The sequence below is a fragment of the Saezia sanguinis genome (assembly GCF_003991585.1).
Taxonomy (GTDB): Bacteria; Pseudomonadota; Gammaproteobacteria; order Burkholderiales; family Burkholderiaceae_C; genus Saezia; species Saezia sanguinis.
The window spans coordinates 1-238 of record NZ_PQSP01000205.1 but is presented as its reverse complement, the minus strand read 5'-3'; the positions used below and the strand labels follow the sequence as shown (position 1 = coordinate 238).

Annotated in this window: 1 protein-coding gene; it reads right to left on the bottom strand. The window is 69.7% G+C overall.

Features of this window, described 5'->3' with window-relative positions:
* Positions 1-20 precede the first annotated feature (20 nt).
* Positions 21-238: hypothetical protein (locus CUZ56_RS16295; RefSeq protein ID WP_204250986.1), on the bottom strand; the 218-nt coding region annotated here is incomplete at its 5' end.

Sequence of the window (238 nt, the reverse complement as noted above, 5' to 3'; positions counted from 1 at the left end):
GTGTGGGTAAGTCCACGCTGTTACGGGTATTGGCGGGCGAGCTCACCCCCGATCGCGGCACGGTGATCCGGCGCGGCCGGGTCGGATATCTCGCTCAGGAACCGCGTCCGCCGGTACCCGGCCGAACCTTGCTGTCCGCTTTCGCGCAGGGCCGTTCGGGGCAGCCCGGTGACCACGCCGAACGTCTGCTGGCACTGGGCCTGTTCACCCGCGCCCGGCTCACGAACCGGGTGGAGAA